General features: G+C 33.1%; 14 protein-coding genes. 1 reads left to right on the forward strand and 13 read right to left on the reverse strand.

Features of this window, described 5'->3' with window-relative positions:
- Positions 1-9: 9 nt before the first annotated feature.
- The 3 genes from BN2665_RS25110 to BN2665_RS25120 all read right to left on the reverse strand — a co-directional run bounded on the left by BN2665_RS25110 (position 10) and on the right by BN2665_RS25120 (position 3,968).
- The gene (locus BN2665_RS25110) at positions 10-1,116 is read right to left on the reverse strand and encodes an ABC transporter permease (RefSeq protein ID WP_055669815.1); all 1,107 of its coding nucleotides are present in this window, start codon (positions 1,114-1,116) and stop codon (positions 10-12) included.
- Entirely contained in the window at positions 1,116-2,063 is a 948-nt protein-coding gene (locus BN2665_RS25115; RefSeq protein WP_055669816.1) for an ABC transporter permease, read from the reverse strand. Before BN2665_RS25115 ends, BN2665_RS25110 begins: the two co-directional genes overlap by 1 nt.
- A 171-nt stretch (positions 2,064-2,234) precedes the next feature.
- Positions 2,235-3,968, reverse strand: a complete 1,734-nt coding sequence (locus BN2665_RS25120; protein WP_055669817.1) for a peptide ABC transporter substrate-binding protein — start codon at positions 3,966-3,968, stop codon at positions 2,235-2,237.
- A gap of 666 nt (positions 3,969-4,634) precedes the next feature.
- On the opposite strand from BN2665_RS25120, the gene BN2665_RS27940 reads away from it, so the two are divergent.
- Positions 4,635-5,006, forward strand: a complete 372-nt coding sequence (locus BN2665_RS27940) for a DUF3899 domain-containing protein (RefSeq protein ID WP_055669818.1) — start codon at positions 4,635-4,637, stop codon at positions 5,004-5,006.
- Positions 5,007-5,131: 125 nt separating this feature from the next.
- Here the strand turns inward: BN2665_RS27940 and BN2665_RS25130 are convergent, their stop codons facing one another.
- From BN2665_RS25130 to BN2665_RS25175, 10 genes are all read right to left on the reverse strand, one after another.
- Entirely contained in the window at positions 5,132-6,262 is a 1,131-nt protein-coding gene (locus BN2665_RS25130; protein WP_055669819.1) for an aldo/keto reductase, read from the reverse strand.
- Positions 6,263-6,440: 178 nt separating this feature from the next.
- Positions 6,441-7,751, reverse strand: a complete 1,311-nt coding sequence (locus BN2665_RS25135; protein WP_055669820.1) for an APC family permease — start codon at positions 7,749-7,751, stop codon at positions 6,441-6,443.
- A 25-nt stretch (positions 7,752-7,776) separates the two neighbouring features.
- The gene (locus BN2665_RS25140; protein ID WP_055669821.1) at positions 7,777-8,661 is read right to left on the reverse strand and encodes a DegV family protein; all 885 of its coding nucleotides are present in this window, start codon (positions 8,659-8,661) and stop codon (positions 7,777-7,779) included.
- A 177-nt stretch (positions 8,662-8,838) separates the two neighbouring features.
- Positions 8,839-9,006 (reverse strand): zinc-ribbon domain-containing protein, encoded by a 168-nt coding sequence (locus BN2665_RS25145; RefSeq protein ID WP_055669822.1) that lies wholly within the window; start codon positions 9,004-9,006, stop codon positions 8,839-8,841.
- Between the two features lie 178 nt (positions 9,007-9,184).
- Positions 9,185-10,402 (reverse strand): amidohydrolase family protein, encoded by a 1,218-nt coding sequence (locus BN2665_RS25150; protein WP_055669823.1) that lies wholly within the window; start codon positions 10,400-10,402, stop codon positions 9,185-9,187.
- A gap of 190 nt (positions 10,403-10,592) precedes the next feature.
- On the reverse strand, positions 10,593-12,659 hold the full coding sequence (locus BN2665_RS25155; protein WP_055669824.1) for an ABC transporter ATP-binding protein: 2,067 nt from the start codon (positions 12,657-12,659) through the stop codon (positions 10,593-10,595).
- Positions 12,656-14,383, reverse strand: coding sequence for an ABC transporter ATP-binding protein (locus tag BN2665_RS25160; protein ID WP_055669825.1), 1,728 nt, complete (start codon positions 14,381-14,383; stop codon positions 12,656-12,658). The genes BN2665_RS25155 and BN2665_RS25160 overlap by 4 nt, the downstream gene beginning before the upstream one ends.
- A 30-nt stretch (positions 14,384-14,413) precedes the next feature.
- Positions 14,414-14,869: a MarR family winged helix-turn-helix transcriptional regulator gene (locus tag BN2665_RS25165; RefSeq protein WP_055669826.1), complete on the reverse strand. Its 456-nt coding sequence runs from the start codon at positions 14,867-14,869 to the stop codon at positions 14,414-14,416.
- A 136-nt stretch (positions 14,870-15,005) separates the two neighbouring features.
- Positions 15,006-16,805, reverse strand: coding sequence for an ABC transporter ATP-binding protein (locus tag BN2665_RS25170; protein WP_055670063.1), 1,800 nt, complete (start codon positions 16,803-16,805; stop codon positions 15,006-15,008).
- A 31-nt stretch (positions 16,806-16,836) separates the two neighbouring features.
- The gene (locus BN2665_RS25175) at positions 16,837-18,582 is read right to left on the reverse strand and encodes an ABC transporter ATP-binding protein (RefSeq protein ID WP_154675032.1); all 1,746 of its coding nucleotides are present in this window, start codon (positions 18,580-18,582) and stop codon (positions 16,837-16,839) included.
- Between the last annotated feature and the right edge of the window lie 178 nt (positions 18,583-18,760).

Raw genomic sequence — 18,760 nt, forward strand, 5'->3', positions numbered from 1 at the left:
ACCTTCTTATTAATTTCCTCTTAAAGTCGGATTAAATGCATCTCTAAGTCCATTACCCAATAAATTAAAGGAAATCATTAATAGAGAAATAACTATTCCTGGAAATAAAGTTAGATAAGGATAAGATAATAAAACCTTTTGTCCTTCAGATAACAATACTCCAATAGAAGGTTCCGGAGCTTGAAGTCCTAATCCCAAATAAGCCAGCATAGACTCGTAAAAGATAGCTAAGGGTATGGCTAAAGAGGTTGAAGTTATAACAGGCCCTATACCATTAGGAAGAATATGCCTAAATATTAATCTCCTATCCTTAGCACCCATGGTTCTTGAGGATAGCACGTACTCTTGCCCTTTAAATCTATAAAATTGAGCTCTTATGATTATACTAGTACCTACCCATCCAGTCATAACTAAGGACATAGATAAAGGGAATATACCTGTACCAAAATAAAGAATAAATAAAATTAACACAACATACGTGGGAATACCTGTAATTATCTCAATAAATCTCTGCATAATCATATCCACCATACCACCATAGTATCCAGAGATGGAACCATATATTACCCCGATGACTACATTAATTACTGCTGCTAAAGCTGCTATAAACAAAGATACTCTTGCGCCTCTCCAAAGCCTAGTCCACATACTTCTTCCAAGATAGTCTGTTCCAAACCAAAAGTATTTACCCTCAGCTTCTAGCTGCTTATACATATTAACTTTAACTGTAGCCATTTCTACATTTCTTTCTGTATACTGATTAACAATTTTAACCATTGAATCCTTGTATTTGCTTTCTATGTTAGACTTTCTTACTTTCATTTCCCTAGTGCCATCAAAAATTCCAAGCTTCTCTAGCACAGGTATTCTAGGAGGCAGGTTTTGCCACTTAACATGCTGATCATCATATCCATATTGACTTAATGATGGTCCTATTATGGCAAAGATAACAATCACAGAAATGCAGATAGCTGCAGCTACAGAGGCTTTATTCCTCAAAAATCTAAGCATTGCATCCTTAAAGAAGCCTACCGCTTCTCCTTCAAATTTCTGATCCTTAATGTCATCCTTTAATTGCACGAATCTAAATTTAGTACTTAAATCATTTTCTGTCATTACTTTCTACCTCCTATCCGAACTCTAGGATCAATTATTCCATAGGAAAGGTCAACTATCAGCACACTTATAAGACCTATTAAAGAATACCAGAACATAATGCCTATAGTCATGGTATGATCTTGACCATTAATGGCTTCTATAGATGCATTTCCCATACCAGGTATTCCGAATATCCTTTCGATAACCATGGACCCCCCTAGTACACCCAGAAACATAGGTATGATTATATTAGCTAATGGTATAAAGGAATTTCTCATAGCATGTCTTAATGTAGCCTGAACTTGATTCAGCCCCTTTGACTTAGCTAACAGCATATAATCTGAGTTTAAAGCTTCACTTAACTCTGCCCTCATATATCTTGCTATAGTAGCTATTCCTCCAAAAGATAGGGCTAATATAGGAAGTATCATGGATATAAACTTTGACATAGTAAGGGAGCTTTCAGTACTTACCAATATAGGAACCCAACCTAATTTAAAGCCTATTAAATACTGCAGCACTGTACCAAAAATGAAGGATGGTATGGATATAAACACTATAACCTTTACCGATATTAAATGATCTATCCAAGTATTTTTTTTCAGCGCTGCTATAATCCCTAAAATAATACCTGTGGGAACTGTAAGTATAAGAGAAAATATATTAATCTGTAATGTGGTAGGTATTTTAGACAGAATTACTTCATTTACTGGCACCTTTGGCCTCACCGTTAAAGATACTCCAAAATCTAATTTAGCAAAATCCTTTAAAAAATACCCATATTGAGTTATTAATGGCTTGTCTAAATGATACTTAGCCTCTATAGCTTTTTTTACATCCTCTGTCATAAATGGATCACTTACGAAGCTACCAGGCATTAATCTTAATATAAAAAATGATGCTGAAACTATTATGAACAAAGTTAACATTAAAGCTGCCAATCTTTCAGCTATATATCTAATCATAGATTTACCCCTTTCTAAACCAACTAAATCTTAAAAACTATAGTTAATATATATTAACTGCTGCCGTATTCTATCTTATGTAAAGCTAGATAGATATTCATAGCTTTGATTCTACCTTAAAAAAAGTAACAACTACAAATATCTATCTAAGCATCTTTGCGGCTTGCTATGCTATCTGGTAAACTCAGACTGTATTATAGCAAAGCCAACTCCAGTAACATACTTTCCGTCAGTCTTTGTTTTAATCTTATCTGATATCATAACTGGTACTCTATATTCTAATATAGGTATAAATGGAACTTCATCTAATATTAACTTCTCCATTTTTACAAGAGCATCTAGCTTTTCCTTATCTTTAAACAATAAATCTCCTTTTGTGGTTCTCCTGTATAACTCATCAAATTCTTTATTCTTAAATTGATCACTTTTTGATCCATAGTCTGAAGTATATACTTGCATTTTTGACCAAGGGTTAAATGGGTTTCCGCCCCCCCATAGCATAAAGCCTAAATCATAATCTCCTTTTTTCATATTATCATTACCTACTTGCCATGGTACTGCTTTTAGCTTCAATTCAAATTTATCTTTTCCAAATAGCGATTCTAAGCTATTCTTTAGAAATTCAGATCTAAGCTTATTTTGTTCTCCCGTATCACCATATTGTAGCTCTATGGATATTTTTTTCTTTCCATTAGCTTCATAAGCTTTGCTAAAAAGCTCTAGTGCTAATTTATCATCTTTTCCATTGTCTTTAGGTATAATAGCTTTAGCTTCATCAGTACCGCGGTATGTTACACCTGCCTTTATAGTCATAGGTGAACCCATCACATAAGCTGCTGGCTTATGAGTTTTACCTATATCTTTTGCTATTTTCTGCCTATCTATTGCATAAAATAAAGCCTTTCTGAAATTAACATCTGTTAACACAGGTTGTGCTTTAGAGGTCATATTTATATTAAGCTGTAACACTCCGCCATCTTCCTCATATACTAGCCTTGGATCTTCCGCATATCTATCTAAATTAGGCTGAGGTACGTTAGCATAATCAATTTCACCTTTTTCAAACAATTGGAATACAGTGGCTGGCTCTTCTACCACCCTCATTTCAATTTTATCTGGAGTATAAACATTAACAAGCGCTGAATCTTTATTTTTTTCTACCACATAATATTGGTCAGGCACCCATTCCTTTAAAACATAAGCACCGAAGGAAGGTGTTGATTCTAGGGATGTTCCATACTTTGTTTCAGTTTTGTCTGCATTCATATATTTGTCATATAGTCCTGGATGAACTAAAGCAGAATAAGAAAGTGAGATTAGGGCATCTGTTTCTAATATAGCGTACTCTAATTCAAATTGAAGGGTATTCTTATCTATGGCTTTTATACCTACATCTTCCCATTTAGCCTTTCCTTCAAAATATTGCTTTGCATTTTTTACTGTAATAGTTGAAAAACAAGTATTAGCTCTATAATTTTTAAGCTTTGGATCTAGTAGCATCTTATAAGAATATATAAATGTATCCATGTTTATAGGTGTTCCATCACTAAATTTAAGATTATCCCTCAAGGTAAAGGTATAAGTCTTTTTATCCTCACTTATCTTAGGCATTTCCTTTGCAAGTACAGGAAAGAACTGATATCCATCTCCTTTTTCATTGCAGATTGTTGTTATAAGTCCTTCATAGATATATTGAAACATATCTGATTCTGGCCCTAATTGATAGGTATGTGGATTAAGCGTCTTTACCTTTCCATTAGTTGCTTTATATATTTTAGTTCCTGTAAATTGGTTATTTGGCTTTGTGTCGGTTGGTTTAGTATCTTTTTTGCATCCCCCAAGAGCTACCATTGAAGTCATAACTACTGCTGCTGATAGAAAGATTCCTATTAACTTTTTTTTCATTTTGCCCCCTCCTTAAAATAAAAAATAAATTTTTGATTTAAAATAGCCCCCCTTTTTTCATACGATGGTGTGTATTTTTTATAAATCAACTATCGAAATTATCATTAATTTCTGATAATTGATTGTATACATATTAAAAAAATTCGCCTTAATATAAGCTTAAGTAAACTTTTGAACTCCTCATTAAATTACTTATATATTAATAATTTATATTTTAAAATTCATACTATTTTAGGGATTTTATCTGTAGGTTTTTTAAAGATTTGTTAACTGATTACATTTCGTCCTGTTGCGGATCTTTATTACGAAGATAAGTGATTTGTTAATTTTTTGTTATGATTTTGAAAATATTATGTATATTTTTAACAAAATTGTATGTTATTATATATATAATGTCAATACTTATTATGAAATTTTTTCTATAATATTTATATTATGTAAATATATTGGAATAATACATTTTTCTATAAAAATTAAAATTGTAAAAATAATATTTATACAATTGGGTCTTTATTTGATATACTTAATTAAATCATATATAATTTCGACATAAATTTGTTAAATAAATTCACTTGATACCAAAGCAACCATATTTACCAAATATATGCTGTATAGTGTATATACGTAATTTTTTTAAAAAAGTTCTTTCAACGGGAGGTAATTTATGTGAAATTTTTATCATTTTTTTCATTAGCTTTTCTATTTTTTTATTGTGCTAAAAACCACAATTTGCCACTAACTCTTAATCTATGCAATGCTTTTTTCATAATGGGTTTGGTTTATCTATGTATTGCATTTATAACCCACATAAGAAACTCTGGACTATTTAAATCCTTTTCGTATCTTAAGTACAGAAAAGCAAAAGATTCTTTTTACAAAAATAAAATTTTAAATAATATTAAAGAAAGTCCTCAAGAGCTTAATAGCTTTTATGATTTTCAACAGAAAAAATATAATGAAAAATGGTATTCTTCATTATTCTATAAATTTTCTATACCTCTTCTACTTATTTCTGCACTTCTTACGTTCACATTATAATTAAAGGTATGAACTAACTGGACTAAATTTAATCTGTAAGTTTCTAGATTATAAAAAAGCGAGAGAATTCTCTTAAAATTCTCCCGCTTTTTAAATCTTCTTTTGAATAAGAAGATTTTCATTAATTAAGTTAATGCTGTATGCGCTTCCTCTAAATGTCTTCTAATTTCTAAATGTTGAGGACAGACTTTTTCACATTTTCCGCATTTAACACAAGAGCTGCCTTTACTCTTTTCCTCCATTTTCATATATAAATTAGAACAATTTTTTAAGTCGTTATACATATAGCCTTGGTTATACAAACCGAATATTCTAGGTATTTCAACTCCTACTGGGCAAGGTAAGCAATATCTACAGGCAGTACAGCTAACCTTTGTAAGCTCTTTATATTTATTTTTCACCTTATTCACTATATCAATATCCTCTTTTTTCATTGATCCCACAAAAGCATTAGAAGCTGTTTTTATATTTTCTGATATTTGCTCCATAGAATTCATCCCACTTAACACTACAGTTACCTCTGGCTGATTCCACAACCAACTTAATCCCCACTGCGCAGGGGTTCTTTTTATATCCGCTGTGTCCCATAGTTCTTGAACTTCTTTTGGTGGAGTGTTTGCAAGTTTACCTCCAAGTAAAGGTTCCATTATAACTACTGCCATATTTTTAGACGCTGCATAATGAAGTCCCTCCACTCCTGCTTGATTATATTCATCCATATAATTATATTGGATTTGACAAAAATCCCAATCATAAGCATCTACAATTTCCTTAAATACTTCTAGCTTATCATGGAAGGAAAATCCTGCATATCTTATCCTTCCGTCTTTTTTAGCCTCTTCGATAAAGTCAAACACTCTAAGATTTTTAATATTTTCCCAGGTATTTTTGCTTAATGCATGCATAAGATAGAAATCAATATGATCTGTTTGTAATTTATCTAACTGTTCATTTAAAAATTTATTGAAATCCTCATGTTCCTTTACTAGCCATACTGGACTTTTATCTGCTAAATATACCTTTTCTCTATACCCTTCCTTTAGAGCCTTACCTAGAAAAACTTCACTTTGTCCATTGTGATAAATATAAGCTGTGTCTATATAATTTACCCCATTGTCTATACCATATCTTACTAAATTTATTGCTTCATCCTCATTTATTTGTCCACTGTCTCCGTTTAATATTGGCAGTCTCATACAACCAAAGCCTATAGAAGAAACCTCTATATCATATCTCCCAAACTTTCTATATTGCATTATTATTCCCCCTTATAATTTTACTAATTACTTTTATTATACATTTTGGAAATCTTTATATCTATATATAAATCTTCAAAATTTCTTAAACCATAACAGAAAGAGCACTGTACTTTAAAAAATAAAATAAAAGCCTCTCTCATATTATTAAAATTTTAGAGAGAGGTTTTCCCTTTTTTTATCTTTTCTTTATTAAATAGTAGTAAACTGGGAGACCCAATAAAGTTATTACTGTTCCATATATAGCATAAAAGGGATTAGAAAATAATGTGCTTATTATTATATACAAACTTCCTATTATACCTATTAAAGGTATTATTGGATAAAGTGGCACTTTGTATGATCTTTCTATATGCTTAAACTTACTTCTTAAGATAAATATTCCCGCCACAGTCATGGTATAGAAAATCCATAATACAAACATAATTAAGTCAGTCAAAGTATCAAAGGATCCTGATAAAACGTATAAACAGGCTAATAATACTTCAAATATAAATGCATTTCTTGGTGTTCCAAGGTTACTCACCTTACCAAAGTAACCGCTAAAAGGCAATGCTTTCTCTTGAGCCATAGCAAAGGGAACTCTTACCCCTGTCATCATATAGCCATTTAATGCTCCAAAAATGGATATCAGTATTCCAGCAGAAATAAACTTGGCTCCAGATTCACCAAATAGAGCTATAGCAGCGTCTGATGCAGGCTTGTTTGAATTTATTACAGACTCCATAGGAATTATTTTTATTAATGCAAAGTTTATAAGAACATAAACTACTATGGTTATACTGAGCCCTAATATTATAGACTTTGGTAAATCCTTTCTAGGATCTTTAAGTTCACCCGCCATATTTCCTACTGCTATCCATCCATCATAGGCCCACAAAGTTCCTAAAATAGCGGCTCCAAATCCTGCTATGGTTATAGATTTGCTAGAGGTATAATTAACAGCTTCAACAGTTCCTTTGGTGAAGCCTAAGAGTATTATGACTATAATGGGCATAAGCTTTGCAACGGTTACTATACCTTGAATTTTACTACCAAGCTTTGTAGATATAATATTTAAGGTCATCACAAAAATTAAAAACGCAATAGCTAATAATTTTTGCTGGGCACTAGTAAGTGGTATAAAGGATGTGATTTGAGTTGCTAATACAATGGCCAAGGCTGCTAAGGAGCCTGGCCCATACACTAAAGTCTGAACCCATCCAAATAAAAAGGCCCACCTCTCTCCATATAACTCTTTAAGGTATATGAATACTCCACCGGTTTTAGGAATAGCTGCAGCTATTTCCGAAACTGTTAGCCCAGAAGCTATGGCAATAATTCCTCCTATCACCCAAGCCAATATTCCTAAAGTTGGAGAACCTGCATTTCTAAATACTATAGCTGGCTTAAAAAATACTCCTGAGCCTATGACCATACCTATTACTATAGTCATAGCATCAAAGAGACCTAACTGTTTTTTGAGGTTTTTTTCCATTGGTTTCTCCATAACTTGTCCTCGCTTTTTAAAAATTTTATATTATACTATTTTGTCTTTCCTTTCCCATGAAGAATATAGCTAAATTACCTGGCCCACCATGAGTTCCTACTGCCGGTCCAGTATAATTTATTATGACATCCTTTACACTGATTTCCTTCAACAGGCCTTCCTTAAGCTTTAAGGCTTCCTCCAAGCAATCTCCATGACATATTGCAATAACTTGATTTTCAGGATCTTCAATTCTTTCTTTTACCAGTTCAATTAGTTTATTTATAGAATTTTTTCTTCCTTTAACCTTTAAGAGGGGCAGTACCCTACCTTCATTGTTTATGGTCATAATAGGTTTTATATGAAGAACTATCCCTAACATAGCCGCCGCAGAAGATAATCTACCGCCCCTTTTTAGATGGTGTAGGTCATCTACTGTAATATAAGTATTAAGCCTTTGCTTATTATTCTCAATATAATCCACTATATCCTCTAAGGTCTTCCCAGCTTCTTTCATTTCTATGGACTTCATTACCATAAGTCCTTGACCAAGAGAAGCAGTGAGCACATTAACAATATATATCCTTGCATCAGGACTTTCCTCTAGTATCATTTTTTTTGCAATATTAGCACTATTTTCAGTGCCGCTTAACCCACTAGATACACATATATATACTATATCCTTATCTGCTTCTATTATAGATTTAAATTTTTTGTAGAATTCCTCTACACTCGGCTGTGATGTCATGGGTTTTGCACCATTTCTTAAATCCTCAAAAAACTGCTTATAACTCAATGTTTGTCCAAAATCATCATAATAATCTCTTCCATTATAGCTGCAGGTTAATACAGCAAATTTAATATTTTTTTCTTTAACGTATTCATGAGGCAAGTCACAGCAGGAATCAGTAAATATTTCAAAATCTCTCATTTACAATAATCAGTTCCTTTCAAACTTTTACTTTCTTTTATATTTTTTTATCTATGTTGAGGTTATGCTACCACATATTTTGATATTTTTCAACATATTATCTTATTAATCTTTAATTGAACGCGAAAAAAATACCTATAAGAATAAAATTCTTATAGGTATTTATTTAAAACAATATTATCTTCTGAATCCTCTGTTATTGTTTTGTTGTTTTCTAGCTTTTCTGCACTCTGGGCATCTTTGTGGTTCATTTTCGAAACCTTTTTCTTTGTAGAATGCTTGCTCTCCTTCTGTGAAAACAAACTCTTTTGAACAGTCTTTGCATATTAAATTCTTATCTGCCATTTAAACATTTCTCCTTTTTATTCATATTAAAGATTTAAAACTGATCTACATTATACTCCTAAAAAGGGGAATGTTTGAATCGTATTAAATCCCTATGTTGTAATTATACAACACCTATAATATATCATACTTACAAGGTATATGCAATAGTTTTTTTATGAAAATATGCAGAATTTTTTCAAAAATTACCTAATAGAATTTTACCTTTAAACATTACTGCATTTCTTTTGCTTCTCCTAGCTATAGCCTCCGCTGAACAGGAAGCTTCTAGAAGCACTATATTAGCTTCATCCCCAACTTTAGGCCAAGCTTGCTTTCCTTGTGAATCGAGAGGGACTTTGCCATCGGTTATAAAACCTAGAGCTCTAGTTAAAGAATATTCATCTATCCAGTCAAATCTTTCTGCCATCCTACTTGCTCTTTGTAATAAATCCCCTGTTCCAAAAGGACTCCAATGATCATTAATATTATCATTAATTACATGAACCTTTACACCTTTTTTATAAAGCAGAGGAATAGGAGGCGCTTGTATATTTATAGGTACTGTAGTAGCAATGCTTATGTTTAATTCAGAAAGTCTCTCTGCTATATCTTCTACCTCTTTTAAGGTGCTATCCCCCATACAGTAAGCATGACTTATGGTAACTCTGCCCTGCCACTTTGCTTCCTCCACTAGCTCCGTTAATCTTTTTATAGTATACATGCCTAGCTTTCCCCCATCATGCAGATGAATATCTACATCAGAATTATATTCTATCGCAATATCCATCATTGCATTTAGGGAAGCCTCAATATCATTATCTATGGTAGCCGGATCTAATCCACCGACTAAGTTTACCCCATTTTTCATAGCCTCTTTCATCAATGGTACAGAATTACTCCTAAGTAATCCATGCTGAGGAAAAGCAACTAATTCATAAGTAAGCTTATCTTTGTAGCTCTCTAAAGCTGCTCTAACTCTCTCTACATTTTTTAACCCGATTATAGGATCTACATTGCATTGAACCCTTGCATGGGTGACACCACTCATGGTTATTAGCTCTAAAAGGCTTTCAGCTCTTTCTGTGGTGAAATCAAGAAATTTTGGCAGGAATTCTTCTTCCTCTTTGATTCTTTCAAAAACACTTATGAAAGGAGTACTAGCCGTCCAGGGTCCACCATAAAAACCTTTATCAAGATGTATATGCTTATCAACAAAAGATGGCAATGCCAGTAGTCCTTTTGCATCAATAGCTTCAGTATCAATTTTCTCTAATTTACCTTTTTGAATATCTATTATCTTTCCACCTTCTATTAAAAGATTATAAATATCTGTATTAGTTCCATTAATACCATTATCATTGTATGAGAATCCAGTTTCAAGCAATACATTAGTTAACCAAAACCTTTTGTTCATAAGTTACACTCCTCATCTAAAAATAAATCATATCAGATTAAACTGTTTATCTATATTTATATTTAATATATCTAAAACAAGAGTTTATATGTATGTGCATTATATACAATAATACTTCAAATCCTTATAAAAAGTGCCCAATAAACAGTAAAATAAGCTGCCAGTAAATTAATTTACTAGCAGCCTATGATTATACAGCTTCTATCCCACTGTTTTTCCCAGTAAATTGGCTGTTATAAAGATCAGCATAAAATCCGCCTTTATCCAAAAGCTCATTGTGATTACCTTGCTCTATTATAGTACCATTATTCATAACAAGTATCAAATCTGCATCACGAATAGTAGATAATCTATGAGCAATTACAAAGCTTGTTCTTCCCTTCATAAGGTTAGCCATGGCTTTTTGTATTTGTAATTCTGTTCTTGTATCAACACTGCTTGTAGCTTCATCCAGTATTAATATAGCCGGATCAGCCAATATTGCCCTGGCAATAGTTAAAAGTTGCTTTTGCCCTTGTGAAATATTAGAAGCCTCTTCATTTAGTATAGTATTGTAGCCCTCGGGAAGAGTTCTAATAAAATGATCTGCATGAGCAGCTTTAGCTGCTCTTACTACATCTGCCTCTGTGGCTCCTTCTCGGCCATAGGCTATATTCTCTCTAATGCTTCCATTAAATAGCCATGTATCTTGAAGCACCATACCAAACATTTTACGTAAATCACCACGTTTTACATCTCTAATATCTACACCATCTATGGTTATCTTTCCATCCTGTATTTCATAGAAACGCATTAATAGATTTACAAGAGTAGTTTTACCTGCTCCTGTTGGCCCTACAATAGCTATAGTTTGACCTGGCTTAACATCTATATTCATATTCTCCATTAGAATAGCATCTTCCTTATAGCCAAATTTTACAGCTTCAAACTTAACTCGTCCTTTAGGTTCCTCTATAACCACAGCGCTAGCACTGTCTGCAAGCTCCTCTACTTCATCAAGAAGTTCAAAGACACGTTCTGCAGCGGCTACGGTAGATTGAAGTATATTTGCAATATTAGCTGTTTGCACTATTGGTTGCCCAAACTGTCTGGAGTATTGAATGAAAGCTTGAATATCTCCAAGTTCAATTTTCTTTTTAGTTACAAATATTCCACCTACCACACATATTATAACATAGCCTATATTATTTATAAAGTTCATAAGGGGCATTATGATACCTGATACAAACTGAGCCTTCCATCCCACCTTATAAAGTCTTTCATTAATCTCATTAAATTCATTAATAGATTTTTCTTCATGGCCAAAGACTTTTACAATTTTATGACCAGTATACATCTCTTCCACATGTCCGTTAAGTTCTCCCAACGTTTTTTGTTGTTCAGCAAAGTATTTCTGTGACTTTTTAGCTATGGTCATGGTAGCTATTACAGAAAGAGGTAAGGTCACTATAGTAACAAGAGTCAAAATAGGGCTTATAGTAAGCATCATTACAATAATTCCTACGATAGTTACTACGGATGTAATAAGCTGAGTTAAACTTTGCTGTAAGGTAGCAGCTATAGTATCTACGTCATTAGTGACACGGCTTAGTATTTCCCCATGGGTACGTGAGTCAAAGTACTTAAGGGGCAATCTTGCAAGCTTATCATTCACATTATTACGCATATCATAAACAGTCTTTTGAGCTACTCCCGCCATAATGTATTGTTGGATATATGCAAAAACTGCACTTATGATATATATACATATTAGTACAAGCACTATTTTTCCTATATAAGCAAAATCTATTTTAGGACCATGCTTACTAATAAAAGTCCAAACCTCTGGATCTATCTTAGTAATATCCATGGCTTCAGGCGCTGTTCCTTGAGCCGCCTTTGGGTTCGCCATCATTGCATTTATAGTATTTCTAATGGACGCTGGTAAATCAGGCATCTTTAAAAGATCTGGTATATTCTCAGGTTTAAATAAATTTTGAGCATACTTGCCTTTATCCATGAGACCCTCAAACAGTTTAGTGGTTGCTTTTCCTAAAATCTTAGGGCTAACTATAGTAAAAATAGTACTTAAAATAGCAAAAATAAACACTAAAATAAAGTTAAGTCTATGAGGCTTTAGATAGCCTATAAGTCTTTTCATAGTTCCTTTGAAATTCTTAGCCTTTTCTACAGGTCTTCCCATAGGTGGTCCCCCATGGCCTCCCATAGGTCCTCTACGCGCTCCCATGGTATTTTTTTGCTGTCTATTTTCACTCATGCTAATTCCTCCTCTGACAACTGTGAAGATACAATTTCACGATATACTTCACAGGTATTTAAAAGCTCTTTATGATTACCGATTCCTTCAATCCTACCTTCATCTAGAACTATAATCCTATCTGCATCCATTACTGTACTTACTCTTTGTGCTACAATAATAACTGTAGACTCCTTAGTTTCACCTTTAAGAGCTGCCCGTAGTTTTGCATCTGTTTTAAAGTCAAGAGCTGAAAAACTATCATCAAAGATATATATTTCCGGCCTTCTAACAAGAGCACGAGCTATGGATAAACGCTGCTTTTGTCCTCCAGATACATTGGTACCACCTTGAGCTATTTCTGAGTCAAAGCCATCCTTCATATCAGATATAAACTCAGTAGCTTGAGCTATTTCTGAAGCATGGGCAACCTCTTCTAAAGTGGCATTCTCTTTACCATACCTAATGTTATCTGTTATATTACCTGTAAATAATACTGCCTTTTGTGGAACGAATCCAATTTTTTCTCTAAGAACTTCTTGAGATATATGTCTAATATCTACACCATCCACTAAAATGCTTCCACTATCAATATCATAAAAACGAGGTATAAGACTTATAAGTGTAGATTTTCCTGATCCAGTACCACCTATAATGGCAGTTACTTCTCCTGGTTTAGCACTAAAGGAAATATTGCTTATAGCAGGCTGCTCAGCTCCAGGATAACTAAAGGTAACATCCTTAAATTCCACGGAACCTCTTTGATTACTGCTATTTTTAGGATTCTCAGGATCCTTTATTTCAGGAATAGTATCAAGGACCTCATTTATTCTAACTGCTGAAGCCTCTGCTTTAGGTATCATTACGAATATCATTGAAACCATAATAAAGGAGAACATTATCTGCATAGCATACTGAAGAAATGCCATCATAGAACCAACCTGCATATCTCCATTATCAATTCTGATTCCACCGAACCAAATAATTGAAACACTCGTAAAATTCATTATTATCATCATTATAGGCATTAAGACAGCCATAATTTTATTTACCTTTATGGCAGTTTCCGTTAAATCTTTGTTAGCTTTAGTAAAACGTCTTTTTTCATCATCAATACGATTAAAGGCACGAATTACTCTAATTCCTGTAAGATTCTCTCTAAGAACAAGATTTAGTTTATCAAGTCTTTTTTGATTGGTCTTAAATAGAGGCACTCCTTTTTTTGCAACTACAAGTATAATAGCAGCAAGTATAGGAATCACTACAGCAAATATCAAAGATAGCTTAGCGTCCTTTGATACCGCCATAATAATACCACCAATACACATAATAGGCGCACTAACCATCATACGCAATATCATAAAGGTGGTTTGTTGAACTTGAGTAATATCATTAGTGGTTCTTGTAACTAGCGAAGCTGTTCCTAGCTTATCAAATTCATTTAGCGAAAAGCTCTCTACTCTTGAAAAAACTTTGCTTCTAATATCTCTTCCAAAACTTGTGGAAACTCTCGCTGCTAGAAAGCTAGCTAATATAACACATACTCCACTTCCGGCAGCTACGATCAGCATGAAACCTCCAATATTCAAAATATACTTTGTATCTCCCTGCATTATGCCTTTATCAACAATATCTGACATCAATGTAGGAAGATATAGATCTGCCAAGGCTTGAAAAAATAAAAGCACCAAAATAGCAGCCACATAACTTGCATAGGGCTTTAAAAACCTAAATAGTTTAATCATAAATTATCCTCTCCAGTCAACTAAAATGATTTAATTTTTAATTTCCATATCATTAAAATATCTAAATACCTTTAATAAAAGGTCTACAAGTTCATTACTTTTATCCTCACCTAAGTATTCTACTAGCCCGTTAAAGCTATAAAGAAACTCATCAGAGACCTTATTTATTATAACTTCTCCTTTCTTTGTAAGATTAATTCTAACAGCCCTTCTATCTTCCTTATCCATACCGCGCTCTAATAATCCATCAGCTTCAAGGTTATTTATTATTTGCGTTGCAGTAGGAGTCGCAACCTTTAAAAGACGACTTATATCAGAAACTTTAATTCCTAGCTCTTTATCATTAACCTTGCCCTTAATGCATAACAATACCAGTATCTCATTAGGTCTTAAATTAGCAATGAGACTTTTGTACCAGTTTGATCTATGAAATCTAATAAATACCTCCAAAAGTTTCTGAGCGGTTGCATCCATATTATTTACCATTCTTACACCTCAAATTTAAATAGGTAAACTAATAATTTAGTTCATAAATTATTTACTTACTAAATTATTAGTTTACCTAATTATATTCTTCAATTTATTGCTTGTCAATATTATTTTTTCTTATGGATATCTAAAATTAATAATTCATAAACTGACTTTCATAAAGCTTATGGTAGGCTCCTTTTTTATCTATAAGCTCCTGATGGCTTCCCGCCTCTATTATTTCTCCACCATTAATTACCATTATAATATCAGCATCTTTAATAGTGCTCAGCCTATGAGCTATTATAAAACTTGTACGTCCTTTCATAAGCTTAAGCATAGCCTCTTGAATCTTTAATTCTGTTCTAGTATCCACATTGCTTGTAGCCTCGTCTAATATCAATATGGAGGGATTAGCTAAAATGGCTCTAGCTATAGCTAAAAGTTGCCTTTGTCCCTGGCTTAGATTTACCCCCCCATCTAGCAGCATAGTGTCATAGCCATGAGGAAGTCTATTTATAAAATGATCTGCATTAGCCATCACTGCAGCTGCTTCCACTTCTTCATCTTTAGCATCTAATCTTCCATATTTAATATTTTCCTTTATTGTACCTGAGAAAAGATAGGTATCTTGTAATACTATACCAAAGCATTTTCTTAGACTATCCCTTGTATATTCTTTTATGTTTTTTCCATCTATAAGTATCTCTCCTTGAGACACTTCATAAAATCTTGTAAGCAGATTAACAATAGTAGTTTTCCCAGCTCCTGTGGAACCTACTAAGGCAACATTTATTCCTGCATTCACATTAAAATTTATATTCTTTAAAATAGGTTTATCAGCTCTATATGAAAAATTAACTTGATTAAAGGTAACCTCTCCTCTAACATCTTCTAAGATCTTAGCTTCCTCTACATCTTTAGCTTCTTCATCTTCATCTAGGGTTTCAAATACCCTTTCAGCTCCAGCTACAGCAGATTGTAATGTATTAAATATATTGGCCAAATCATTTAAAGGTCTAGAGAATTGTCTGGAATAACTTAAAAAGCTTGCTATTATACCTACAGTAATAAGTCCTCTTAAGGCTAAAATTCCTCCCACAGAAGCAACTGCTGCGAAGCCTATATTATTAATAACATTCATCAAAGGCATAATATAACCAGACCAAACCTGTGCTTTAATACCTACATGGCATAATTTCGAGTTTACCTCTTCAAACTGTCCAATTACATTTTCCTCTCGATTAAAGGCCTTTATAACTTGAATGCCGGATATGGCTTCTTCAATATCACCATTTAGCTTTCCTAGCATTATCTGCTGCTCTTTAAATAACACTTTAGTTTTTCTTGCTATAATATTTGTCATAAAAAACACCATAGGTATAGTGATTATACTAGCAAGAGTAAGTAATGGGCTAAGAATAATCATCATTATAAAGGCACCCACAATATTTATGGAACTTGACATTAACTGAATAGTAGATTGAGATATAGTAGTACTTATATTCTCTATATCATTAGTCAATCTACTCATGACCTCACCATGAGTATGGCTATCAAAAAAAGATACAGGAAGCCTTTGAAGTTTTTGAAAAAGGGTTCCTCTCAAATTTAAAACAATCCGTTGAGATATTCCAGCCATAATCCAGCCCTGAATAAAATTCATAAAGCTATCAATAAAGTAAGTAATTATAAGTATAAAAGTGATTATCTTAAGCATATTAAAATCCACTGACATTTTGTTAGAAGACATTGAATCCACAGCTCTTCCTATTAGAAAAGGCACTAATAATCCAAGGCCTGAGCTCCCTATTATTAAAACTAAAATTGTCATTAATAACTTTCGTTCCTTACCAAAATAGGTCCATAACCTTTTAAAGGTCTCTTTAAAATTTTTCGGTTTAATCACCGGTGTCATGCCTCTATGCCCTCTAAAATTATTATTGCCGGGCATTCTTATGTTTTCAGAGGGTACATTAGACTTTTTAGTATCCACCTAACATCTCCTCCTCTCCAATTTGAGAACGGAATATATCTCTATAAACACTGCATCCATTCATCAGCTCTTCATGAGTACCTATTCCCATAACAGAGCCATTATCTATCACAACTATTCTGTCCGCCCTCATCACAGAAGTAATCCTTTGAGCAATCAATATACAAGTAGTTTTTGATGAGTATTCCTTTAAAGCTCCTCTTATTTTAGCCTCTGTGGTTACATCCACAGCACTAGTGCAATCATCGAGGATGAGTATTTTGGGCTTTTTAATCAGTGCCCTAGCAATGGAAATTCTCTGTTTCTGTCCCCCAGAAAGATTCACTCCTCCTTGACCTAATATAGTATTATATCCTTCTGGAAAAGATACTATGAATTCATGTGCCTGAGAAATTTTAGTTACTCTCTCTAACTCTTCTAAGCTTGCCTCTTCATTTCCCCATTTTATATTCTCTAAAATAGTACCCGTAAATAGCATAGTCTTCTGAGGTACCATAGCTATAATATTCCTTAAAATTTTCATATTTATATCTTTTACATCTATACCATCTATTTTTATAGAGCCTGAAATAACATCATAAAATCTTGGTATCAAATTCACTAGGCTGCTCTTTCCAGCTCCTGTAGATCCTATAATTCCTATGGTTTCTCCCGGATAACATGTAAAAGAGATATTCTTAAGTACAGGTTCTCCTTTAGCTCCACTATAAGAAAAGGTCACATTTTCAAAATCCAATCTACCTCTAAACTCTTCTAATTCCTCAGTTTTCTCCTTATCTTTTAAACTATTTTCTTGTAAAAACACCTCTCCTATACGTTCAGCAGAGGCTTTAGCTCTAATGAACATGGTAAACACATGAGATAACATCATAAGAGAAAATAGAATCTGCGTCATGTAATTAATAAAAGCGATTATCTGTCCTACCTGCATATTTCCAGTATTAACCCTTATTCCTCCAAACCATATTACGAGAACTATTCCTATATTTATGGTTAAGGTTATAGCTGGATTAAAAAATGACATCACTCTCATACCCTTAATAGATACTTGGGCTAACTCCTCATTTGCCACCTCAAAGCGGCCTACTTCATAGTTAAATCTGTTAAAGGCCTTAACCACTCTTATGCCAGCCAAATATTCCCTCATCACAGTATTTATTCTATCTAGAGCCTTTTGTATTTTAATAAAAAAGGGATAACTTACCCGCATATTAACAAAGATTATAGCAATAATTATAGGTACTACTCCAATAAGCACCAAAGACATAGGTGGATTAATGAATATAGCCATCGCAAGGCTTCCTATGCATAAAATTGGTGCCTTCACAAATATTCTCATCATTCCATGAGCAAAATTCTGTACTTGATTTATATCGCTAGTGAGCCTGGTCATAAGAGAGGCCCCTTGAAAATTATCGATATTCTCAAAAGAAAAACTTTGTATTTTTTTAAATAGATCCACACGCAGCTCACTGCCAAACCTTTGAGAAACATTGCTCGATATAATGTTCCGCGCAACTGCAGCTATAGCTCCTATGGCTGTAACAGAAAGCATTATTCCTCCCATATAGAGAACATAATCCATATTTTTAGAATTTACTCCCCTATCTATAATTCTAGACATTATGGTAGGCTGCATTAAGTCACATATAGCCTCAACAGTTAAAAACACCAAAGCAAATACATATTTTTTCCAATACATATTAATATATTTTTTTAAAAATTCCACTGCCATAACCTCCCTCTGTTACAAATTGCCTTAACTTAAATTATAGCACAAAATAATTTATTGCTTTTTAAGGTATAGCTTAAAAATATAAATAAAAATCCTATCCTACCGCAATTTATGTAGTATGAATAATAAATGCTCATTGATAATATGCTATAAAGTATAAACAATATTAGGAGTGATA

Source organism: Desnuesiella massiliensis (assembly GCF_001403615.1).
Lineage (GTDB): Bacteria > Bacillota > Clostridia > Clostridiales > Clostridiaceae > Desnuesiella > Desnuesiella massiliensis.

Bases quoted from the DNA above. Each gene is read 5' to 3' on its own strand.
- BN2665_RS25110 (WP_055669815.1), bottom strand. From the start codon at position 1,116: ATGACAGAAAATGATTTAAGTACTAAATTTAGATTCGTGCAATTAAAG.
- BN2665_RS25115 (WP_055669816.1), bottom strand. From the start codon at position 2,063: ATGATTAGATATATAGCTGAAAGATTGGCAGCTTTAATGTTAACTTTG.
- BN2665_RS25120 (WP_055669817.1), bottom strand. From the start codon at position 3,968: ATGAAAAAAAAGTTAATAGGAATCTTTCTATCAGCAGCAGTAGTTATG.
- BN2665_RS25130 (WP_055669819.1), bottom strand. From the start codon at position 6,262: ATGCAATATAGAAAGTTTGGGAGATATGATATAGAGGTTTCTTCTATA.
- BN2665_RS25135 (WP_055669820.1), bottom strand. From the start codon at position 7,751: ATGGAGAAACCAATGGAAAAAAACCTCAAAAAACAGTTAGGTCTCTTT.
- BN2665_RS25140 (WP_055669821.1), bottom strand. From the start codon at position 8,661: ATGAGAGATTTTGAAATATTTACTGATTCCTGCTGTGACTTGCCTCAT.
- BN2665_RS25145 (WP_055669822.1), bottom strand. From the start codon at position 9,006: ATGGCAGATAAGAATTTAATATGCAAAGACTGTTCAAAAGAGTTTGTT.
- BN2665_RS25150 (WP_055669823.1), bottom strand. From the start codon at position 10,402: ATGAACAAAAGGTTTTGGTTAACTAATGTATTGCTTGAAACTGGATTC.
- BN2665_RS25155 (WP_055669824.1), bottom strand. From the start codon at position 12,659: ATGAGTGAAAATAGACAGCAAAAAAATACCATGGGAGCGCGTAGAGGA.
- BN2665_RS25160 (WP_055669825.1), bottom strand. From the start codon at position 14,383: ATGATTAAACTATTTAGGTTTTTAAAGCCCTATGCAAGTTATGTGGCT.
- BN2665_RS25165 (WP_055669826.1), bottom strand. From the start codon at position 14,869: ATGGTAAATAATATGGATGCAACCGCTCAGAAACTTTTGGAGGTATTT.
- BN2665_RS25170 (WP_055670063.1), bottom strand. From the start codon at position 16,805: ATGCCCGGCAATAATAATTTTAGAGGGCATAGAGGCATGACACCGGTG.
- BN2665_RS25175 (WP_154675032.1), bottom strand. From the start codon at position 18,582: ATGGCAGTGGAATTTTTAAAAAAATATATTAATATGTATTGGAAAAAA.